General features: G+C 63.0%; 8 protein-coding genes and 1 pseudogene. 1 reads left to right on the forward strand and 8 read right to left on the reverse strand.

Translation table 11 applies throughout. The features are described from left to right. Positions 1-110 (forward strand): annotated as a pseudogene (locus tag EOA75_RS24620) (IS5/IS1182 family transposase); the annotation flags it as partial. Positions 111-225: 115 nt separating this feature from the next. On the opposite strand, the gene EOA75_RS24625 reads toward EOA75_RS24620, so the two are convergent. The 8 genes from EOA75_RS24625 to EOA75_RS34545 all read right to left on the reverse strand — a co-directional run. Next, positions 226-876 (reverse strand): OmpA family protein, encoded by a 651-nt coding sequence (locus EOA75_RS24625; protein WP_095783284.1) that lies wholly within the window; start codon positions 874-876, stop codon positions 226-228. Positions 877-976: 100 nt separating this feature from the next. Then, a complete protein-coding gene (locus EOA75_RS24630) occupies positions 977-1,345 on the reverse strand; it encodes a GFA family protein (protein WP_095801315.1) in 369 nt (122 codons plus the stop codon). A gap of 173 nt (positions 1,346-1,518) precedes the next feature. After that, positions 1,519-1,896, reverse strand: coding sequence for a hypothetical protein (locus EOA75_RS24635; protein WP_095801362.1), 378 nt, complete (start codon positions 1,894-1,896; stop codon positions 1,519-1,521). Positions 1,897-2,195: 299 nt separating this feature from the next. Further along, entirely contained in the window at positions 2,196-2,621 is a 426-nt protein-coding gene (locus EOA75_RS24640; protein WP_095824706.1) for a GFA family protein, read from the reverse strand. Between the two features lie 48 nt (positions 2,622-2,669). After that, positions 2,670-3,801, reverse strand: a protein-coding gene (gene prfB, locus EOA75_RS24645) for a peptide chain release factor 2 (RefSeq protein WP_127240096.1) whose coding sequence is annotated in 2 segments (ribosomal slippage) — positions 2,670-3,734 and positions 3,736-3,801 — 1,131 coding nt in all. Because the reading frame shifts where the segments join, the coding sequence is not laid out codon by codon here. A gap of 127 nt (positions 3,802-3,928) precedes the next feature. After that, entirely contained in the window at positions 3,929-6,385 is a 2,457-nt protein-coding gene (locus EOA75_RS24650) for a penicillin-binding protein 1A (protein ID WP_066989516.1), read from the reverse strand. A 232-nt stretch (positions 6,386-6,617) separates the two neighbouring features. After that, entirely contained in the window at positions 6,618-7,874 is a 1,257-nt protein-coding gene (locus EOA75_RS24655; RefSeq protein ID WP_127325380.1) for an N-acetylmuramoyl-L-alanine amidase, read from the reverse strand. A gap of 290 nt (positions 7,875-8,164) precedes the next feature. After that, a partial coding sequence (locus tag EOA75_RS34545) for a hypothetical protein (protein ID WP_206517031.1) occupies positions 8,165-8,348 on the reverse strand: 184 nt, incomplete at its 5' end.

Below are 8,348 nucleotides of genomic sequence, written 5' to 3' on the forward strand. Positions count from 1 at the left end.
GCTTCAACAAGCTCAAGCATTTCAGACGCTTCGCCACACGCTTCGATCGTCGCGCCGGCCACTTCCTCGCCTTCATCCATCTCGCCGCAGCTATGTTATGGATGCGCTGAATGTCGATTCAGCCTAGCTGAGGCCCCGACGGCTTTTCCCATCTCGAGGTCAAACAAAACGGCCCTCGCGGGGCCGTTTTGCATAGTAGAGTAGTTCTCCTGGCAGCAGCTTCTATCAGGTCAGCGGCGACAGCTGGATCTCGACGCGACGGTTCTGGGCGCGACCGGCAGCCGTCGCGTTGGAAGCAACCGGACGTGTCTTGCCGAAGCCGGTGACGGCGAAGCGGCGGGAATCGACGCCCTGGCCCGACAGGTAGTTGGCGACGGCCAGCGCACGGCGCTGCGACAGGTCGAAATTGTGCTCGTCGCCGCCGGTCGAGTCGGTGTGGCCGAAGACGTCGACGGTCGTCTGGCGGAACTTGTTCAGCACCAGCGCCACCGAGTTCAGCACCGGATAGAAGCCCGGCTTCACCGCGTCCTGGTCGACGTTGAAGGTGATGTCGGACGGCATGTTGAGAATGATCTGGTCGCCGCTGCGGGTGACGCTGACGCCGGTGCCCTGCAGCTGACGGCGAAGCTCGGCCTCGTTCTGGTCCATCGTCGCGCCGATCGCGCCGCCGGCAAGGGCGCCGATGCCCGCACCGATTAGCGCGTTGCGGCGGTCGTTGCCGCCGGCCAGCAGACCAAGGCTGGCACCCGCCAACGCGCCGAGCCCGGCGCCGGCCGCGGTGTTGGAGATCTTCTGGTCGCCGGTATACGGATCGGTGGTGGTGCAGGCGCTCACGAGCACAGCCGTCGCCACGGCGACGAGCACGGTCTTCTTCATAAGATTGTCCCTCTCCAAATCGCGGCCGTTGCAGCCGCGCCAAATCAGCCCTTCCGCACGCGTTGTACCATGAATTGCGGCAAAAAGCGGAACGGCAAAGCTACCAGAGGTTCTTGCCGTCGATCACCACCACTTCGACCCTGTCCAGGTCGAAGTCGTCGAACAGGCGAGAGTTGACGCTGATCCTCGGGTTGTCGAAGTCGGGCTGGCCCGTCGACCAGTCCGGCGTTTCGGTGAAGGTGCCGCAGCCGCAGGTCGAGCAGAAACCATGCTTTATGGTTTTCGAGCCCCAGCGGTAGAAGGAGACGTTCTTAGGTGGGCTGGTGAGCTTGAATTGCGACGGGACGTAATAGGCCCAGAGCGACCCGCGCTTGGAGCAGAATGAGCAGGTGCATTGCGTCACCGTCTGCGGCGCCTCGGAGACTTCGAAAGTCGTGGCCTTGCAGTGGCAGCTTCCCTTGATCATCATGGATCTCTCCCTTGTCCGCCTGCCCCGCACAGTTCCGTGCGGAAGACGCCGCGGAACTTCTGTGGCAGCAAGGCAACATAAAGAAGTCGTCCTGACAACCGTCCGTCAACAGGCGCGGTAGCGCCCGGTCGAGAGGCTCACATTGCTTTCGGCACTGCCTGGCCGCGGCAATCCTAGTAAGAGGGCGGCGGCACGAACAGGCAGATGGTCTTGCCGGCGTCCAATCCGGCCTGGTGCGCGCACCAGTGATATTCGCCATCAGGCGAATCCTTGACCCGCTTGTCGCTGTAGGCGACCACCTCGCCCGTGCCTTTTATCACATAGCCTTCCGGCCGCTCGCCGATCGATGTCTGTGGCACCTCCTTGCAGTCGTAGTTGGCGCAGCAGGCAAAGGGATAGCTCCAGGCTTGCGGAAGCACCGCCGTAGGTTTGGCGTCGTGCGCGACGGCAGTAGCGGTCAGCATCATGGTCCCGAAGGTGGCGAACAGGGACAACAGGAGCCGGCCGGCCGGGCGAACGGCTCGGGCCGATCTTGACTTGGCAGCAGACATCGAAGCGTTCCTTTCGAGCATCAAGCGTTTTGTCGCTTGCCCGTTCCCGGAACGTGTCTTCCCAGTGGCCGGATCGTCAGTCGCAGATATGCCGCGTCCGGCCATACATGCTTCTATACCCAGCCCGAATGCTGGGCTGATTCCTTGGCCGGCGCAAGAACTGGGCGTGCCCTCGGAATCGCACCGGGGTTCAGCAGCGGCCGCAGAAAAGGGTGCGCCGACTTGGTTAACAATAACTACGACAAGCCTGCGACCAGGGGTGCCTAAGAACGAAATTCTGCCGACGGAAGTTCCGACCGTCAGCCGGTGACATGTTCACGATATTGCGGCAGGTCGTCCGTAATCGTGAACCATGGCGCCTTGGAACCGACGAAGATATGTGCACTTGGGCGAATGCTCGGATCGCCTGTCAGGGTCCCCATGGCAACATGGACGTAGGCACCCTCCCGCACCAAGGAGTAGAGCAAGGAGCCGCACTGCCCGCAATGCGCATCGTGGCCGCCGGCATCGCCATAGATCAGCAGCCTGTCGTCGCCCGCGGTGAGATGAAACTTGTCGCGCGCGATGCCGGCAATGGGCTTGAAAGCCGACCCTGTAGTACGGCGGCAGTTCGAGCAATGGCAATTCACCGCGTAGGCGAATTCATCGGTCACCTCGTAGCGGACGAGGCTGCAGAAGCATTGCCCGGCAAGCGTACGAGCACCTGCCTTTTCCGGATTTGCCAAGGTCTCACCCCCTGCCAGCCGCCACCCGGCGGAAAGTTTTCGGAATACCTAGTCGAGGTCCGCCATCGCCTCACCTGCACCGCCCTCGATGCGATGCGACAGCGAGGCCTCCATGAATTCGTCGAGATCGCCGTCGAGCACGCTTGACGGGCTGGTGTTTTCGACGCCGGTGCGCAGATCCTTCACCAGCTGATAGGGTTGGAGGACGTAAGAACGGATCTGGTGGCCCCAGCCGATATCGCTCTTCGACGCCTCGGTGGCGTTCGCCACGGCCTCGCGCTTTTTCAGCTCTTCCTCGTAGAGCCGCGAGCGCAGCATCTCCCAGGCCTTGGCCCGGTTCTTGTGCTGCGAGCGTTCGGCTTGGCAAGCAACTGCGATGCCGGTCGCGAGATGGGTGATGCGGACCGCCGAGTCGGTGGTGTTGACGTGCTGCCCGCCCGACCCGGATGAACGGTAGGTGTCGATGCGCACGTCGGATTCCGAAACGTTGATCTCGATCGTGTCGTCGATGACGGGATAGACCCAGACGCTGGCGAAGGAGGTGTGGCGGCGCGCATTGCTGTCGTAGGGCGAGATGCGCACCAGGCGGTGAACGCCAGATTCTGTCTTCAACCAGCCATAGGCGTTGTGCCCCTTGATAAGCACGGTGGCCGACTTGATGCCGGCCTCTTCGCCTTCATGGACTTCCAGCACCTCGACTTTGAAGCGGCGCCGCTCGGCCCAGCGCGTGTACATGCGCAAGAGCATCGAGGCCCAGTCCTGGCTCTCGGTGCCGCCGGCGCCGGCATGGATTTCAAGATAGGTGTCGTTGGCGTCCGCCTCGCCCGACAACAGGGTCTCCACCTGACGGGCCTTGGCCTCGCCCTGCATCGAACGCAGCGCCGCTTCGGCTTCGGCGACGACGCCCTCGTCGCCCTCTTCCTCGCCGAGTTCGATCAGGCCGATATTGTCCTCGAGCGCCTGGGTCAGGCCTTTGACCGCCGCGATCCCCTCATCGAGGCTCTGGCGCTCCCGCATTAGCTTCTGCGCTTCCGCAGGGTCGTTCCAGAGGCTGGAATCCTCCGCGCGCGAGTTCAGATATTCAAGCCGCTTGAGGGCCGGATCCCAGTCAAAGATGCCTCCTCAGCAGGGTTATCGCCTGCCTGATCTCGTCGACAATGTTCTGCGTTTCCGCGCGCATGGCTCTTCGTTCTGTCCTGTTCTTGTCGTTCTTTTCGGAATCGGCGCGATACATAGGCACGGCACCGCCGCCTGTAAAGCGAAATGGGCCGGCGTTAAGCTGCCGGCCCATTCGAAACCTGGGGAAGTCAGTAAAGGCCGCCGCCACCGTCCTGGATGGCCTGATTGGCCTGCGGCGACAGCGCGCCGCCGGCACCATTGGAGCCGTCCGCGCCCATGCCGATGACCCAATAGCTGTCGGCCGGGCCGGTGCCGGGCTTGAACGCCTCGATGATGGTGTTGGGGTCGCCTTCGGCCGCGCGCATGCCGGTCTTGCGGTTGATGGCGATCAGCTTCATGCCTTCCGGAACCTGGAAGTCGACATTGGGCGTGCCGTCGAGCGCGACGCGCATGAAGTCCTTGAAGATCGGCGCGGCGAGGCCACCACCCGTGGCCCCCTTGCCCAGGCCGCGCGGCGTATCGTAGCCCATATAGAGGCCGACGACGAGGTTCGGCGTGAAGCCGATGAACCAGGCGTCCTTCTCGTCATTGGTGGTTCCGGTCTTGCCGGCGATATGGCGGCCGAGCTCGGCGATGGTGGCGCCGGTGCCGCGCTGCACCACGCCCTCCATCATGGAGGTGATCTGGTAGGCGGTCATCGGATCGAGCACCTGCTCGGAATTGTCGACCAGTTCCGGCTCGGGTTGGTTCTTCCATTCGGCGGCGTTGCAGCCCTCGCAGCCGCGTTCGTCCTGCTTGAACACGGTCTTGCCGTAGCGATCCTGGATGCGGTCGATCAGCGACGGTTTGATCGACTTGCCGCCATTGGCCATGATCGAATAGGCCGACACCATGCGCATGACCGTCGTCTCGCCGGAGCCCAGAGCCATCGGCAGATAGGGCGCAAGATGATCGTAAACGCCGAAACGCTCGGCATATTCGACGACCAGCTTCATGCCCATGTCGTTGGCCAGCCGCACCGTCATCAGGTTGCGCGACTTCTCGATGCCCGAGCGCAAGGTGGCCGGGCCGGCGGCCGTGCCGTCATAGTTCTTCGGCGTCCAGGTCGTGTTGCCGCTCTGGATGGTGATCGGCCCGTCCATGATCACGGAAGCCGGCGTGTAGCCGTTGTCGAGCGCCGCCGAATAGACGATCGGCTTGAACGAGGAGCCCGGCTGGCGCATCGCCTGGGTAGCGCGGTTGAACTCCGACTGCGCGTAGGAGAAGCCGCCGACCATGGCCAACACACGCCCGGTATGCGGATCCATGGCAACCAGGCCGCCTTCGACCTCGGGCACCTGGCGCAGGCTATAGGCGTTGTCGGAGCCCTCGTTCTTCTGCACGAAGATGACGTCGCCGGGTTCAAGCACTTCCGCCGGAGATTTCGCCCTGACGGACTTGCCGTTGACGAAATGGCGCATGGCAAAGCCCATGTCGTCCTTGCTGACGGTGCCCTCGACGCGGTCCTTGACGAGGTCGCCGGAGACCTGGCGCGCCGGCTGAATGCCGATCGTCAGCCCGTCGGCAGAACTGTCAAGCACGACGGCGAGCGTCCACTCCGGCACGTCCTCCAGCCCCTTGACCGCGCCGAGCGGCACGCCCCAGTCGCCGGAAACGTCGATATGGGTCACCGGTCCGCGATAGCCGCGCAGCGTATCGTATTTCAGCAATCCGTTCTGCATCGCCTTGCGGGCGATGAGCTGGATTTTCGGATCGAGCGTGGTGCGCACCGACAGGCCGCCCTCATAGAGCGCATTCTCGCCGTAGCGGGCGATGATCTGGCGGCGCACCTCCTCGGTGAAATACTCGCCCGCGAACAGGTAGGAGCCGTTGCGGCGCGGCTTCACGCCGAGCGGCTCGGCCTTGGCCTTGTCGCCCTCCTCGCGCGTGACGTAGCCGTTCTCGACCATCTGATCGATGACCCAATTGCGGCGCTCGATCGCCCGGTCGGCATGCTTGAAGGGATGATAGTTGTTGGGGCCCTTGGGCAGCGAAGCAAGGTAAGCGGCTTCAGCGACGGTGAGTTCGTTGACCGACTTGTCGAAATAGGTCAGCGCGGCGCCGGCCACGCCATAGGCGCCGAAGCCGAAGAAGATCTCGTTGAGATAGAGCTCGAGGATGCGGTCCTTCGAATAGGCCTGTTCGATGCGGAAGGCCAGGATCATCTCTTTGATCTTGCGCTCGTAGGTCTGGTCGGAGGTCAGCAGGAAGTTCTTTGCAACCTGCTGCGTGATCGTCGAGGCGCCGACCTGACGCCTGCCGGAGCCGAAATTCTGCAGATTGACGATGATGGCGCGGCCGAGGCCGGTGATGTCGATGCCCGGATGGTTATAGAAGTTCTTGTCCTCGGCCGACATGAAGGCTGCCTTGACGCGGTCCGGGATCGCCTGGATCGGCAGATAAAGGCGCCGCTCGCGAGCATATTCGGCCATCAGCGAGCCATCCGAGGCATGGATGCGCGTCGTCACCGGCGGCTCATATTTGGCCAGAACCTCGTAGTCGGGCAGATCCTTCGTCAGATGGCCGATATAGATGGCAAGGCCCGCAGCGACCAGCAGCGCCAGCGTCGTGCCGATGCCGAAGAAATAGCCGATGAGACGAATCATGCCCGCTCCAGTCCGAGGTCCGGGATTTCCTAAACGAAGCCGACAGTCGCGCAAGCTTCAGGGGCGGTCCCAATCCGCAATGGAAACCCATTGTCGCGACCATGTGGACAAAATACGGCAGCACGAAGTTTCAGGAACTCCGTCCGTCAAATAATAACGCCACGTGTTGTCGTCGCGCAACGCTGCTTGCGGTTGTAGGACGGCCCAAGGTTGTGGGCGGGTTCGGTCCCCGTCAGCCCCCAGCCCTGGCTCCCGCTTTCGCCGCGGCAAACAGGGCAACGGCATTGGTTATGCTCTGAGCCGCCTTGCCGCGCCAGTCGGCGCTGAGCAATTGCGCCTCGTCCTTGCTGTTGGAGAGGTAACCAAGCTCGACCAGAACCGAGGGCACGTCGGGCGCCTTCAGCACCTTGAAACCCGCCGAGCGCTGCGGATTGTTGATCAGACCGACGCTGGTCGACAGTTGGCCGACCAGCGTGTGCGCAAAGCTCATCGAAAAGCCGTGGGTCTCGCGCCGGATCAGGTCGATCAGGATGTCGGTGACCTCCTTGTTGTCGTCCTCGATCTTCAGGCCGGCGAACTGGTCGGAGAGGTTTTCACGATCGGCGAGCGCCTGAGCCTCGGGATCGGAAGCCTTGTCCGAGAGCGTGTAGACGGTGGCACCGCGGAGACCCTTGACGGCGATCGTATCGGCATGGATGGAGATCAACAGATCGGCTTCGTGCTGGCGGGCGATGCGCACGCGCTCGTCGAGCGGCAGGTACACGTCACTGTCCCGTGTCATATAGACATCATAGCTGCCGACCGCGGCCAGCTTGTCACGTAGTTCGGTCGCAAAGGCGAGCGTGACGTTCTTCTCGACCGTGCCGCCGGCGCTCTCCGCGCCGCCGTCGACGCCGCCATGACCCGGATCGATGACCACTGTGAAGCGGTGCCCAGGCGCCGAAATCGGCCCTGTGCCGACACGGCCGCCCTTGTCGGTAGAAACGGTCGAGCCGGTCGTCAGCGATTGGTTGGCCAAAGCCTCGTCGAATTCTCTTTCGGATGCGGCCGACATGTCGATGGCGACGCGATAGCCGCTGCCATCGTCATTCTTCAGCACCTCGAGCTTGTCGACGGCAAACGGTCCCTTGCCGGACAGGATCAGCCGAGAGCCTTTGCCCTGATCGCCGTAGCGGACGGCGCGCACCAGCCCGCGCGGCTTCACGTCCTTGGCGTTGAGGGCGAATCGCGTGCGCGGCAGGTCGACGACAAGGCGGCTGGGACCGCGCAGCAGAAACCACTTCACGTCCGGTTCTCGGTCGAAGGTCACGACGATGCGCATCTTGGTCGCGTCGCCGGCCATCTTGTAGCCGGTGGCGCCAAGCAACCCGTCGGCCCGCGAGGCGGCGGTCGCGCCAAGCAGGATCACCAGCAGGAAAACAGTCCTTGCCATGAGCCGCAGATATCCGGCGGCGCCACGCTCCTTGTCTGCGGTGCCTGCCATTCCCATCTCTATTCTAGTCGCTCCCCGTTAGGCGCCTCGCGCCGGCCTGTTTGGCAGAACGGCCTGTCTGGCGGCCAACCCGATTAACGATTGGTATCCAGAGAAGGTTAACCAAGCCTTTCATGCAGTAGGTGGAGCGCCACCTTCCCCTGCGGAAGCGCTTTTTGCCGGCATCCGAAATCGGGGTTGCCTTCCAACCCGCCAAATCATAAAAGCGACATTGGATCACTGCAATCCTGGAACCGCCCGCCCTGCAGCTTCCCGCCAGGGTAAGATGTGCAAGGCGCTTCCGGGTTTCAGATGATCGCGACGATTTTCGCAGGCGTGCTCCCGTGGCGGGGGAATCGCTTGCGCGATGAAAACGGCCGGGATCTCCCGCGCCGGCTCTGTGCGAGCAAACAAGCTGGTCCGGCCAAGCCCGGGCTTTGGTTCAAAAGGTTCTGCTGGGTGCCGATGGCTTCAAGCGCAATCATGGAAAGG

The organism is Mesorhizobium sp. M1A.F.Ca.IN.022.07.1.1 (assembly GCF_003997575.1).
Taxonomy (GTDB): domain Bacteria; phylum Pseudomonadota; class Alphaproteobacteria; order Rhizobiales; family Rhizobiaceae; genus Mesorhizobium.

Bases quoted from the DNA above. Each gene is read 5' to 3' on its own strand.
- EOA75_RS24630 (WP_095801315.1), bottom strand. From the start codon at position 1,345: ATGATGATCAAGGGAAGCTGCCACTGCAAGGCCACGACTTTCGAAGTC.
- EOA75_RS24635 (WP_095801362.1), bottom strand. From the start codon at position 1,896: ATGTCTGCTGCCAAGTCAAGATCGGCCCGAGCCGTTCGCCCGGCCGGC.
- EOA75_RS24655 (WP_127325380.1), bottom strand. From the start codon at position 7,874: ATGGGAATGGCAGGCACCGCAGACAAGGAGCGTGGCGCCGCCGGATAT.
- EOA75_RS24625 (WP_095783284.1), bottom strand. From the start codon at position 876: ATGAAGAAGACCGTGCTCGTCGCCGTGGCGACGGCTGTGCTCGTGAGC.
- EOA75_RS24650 (WP_066989516.1), bottom strand. From the start codon at position 6,385: ATGATTCGTCTCATCGGCTATTTCTTCGGCATCGGCACGACGCTGGCG.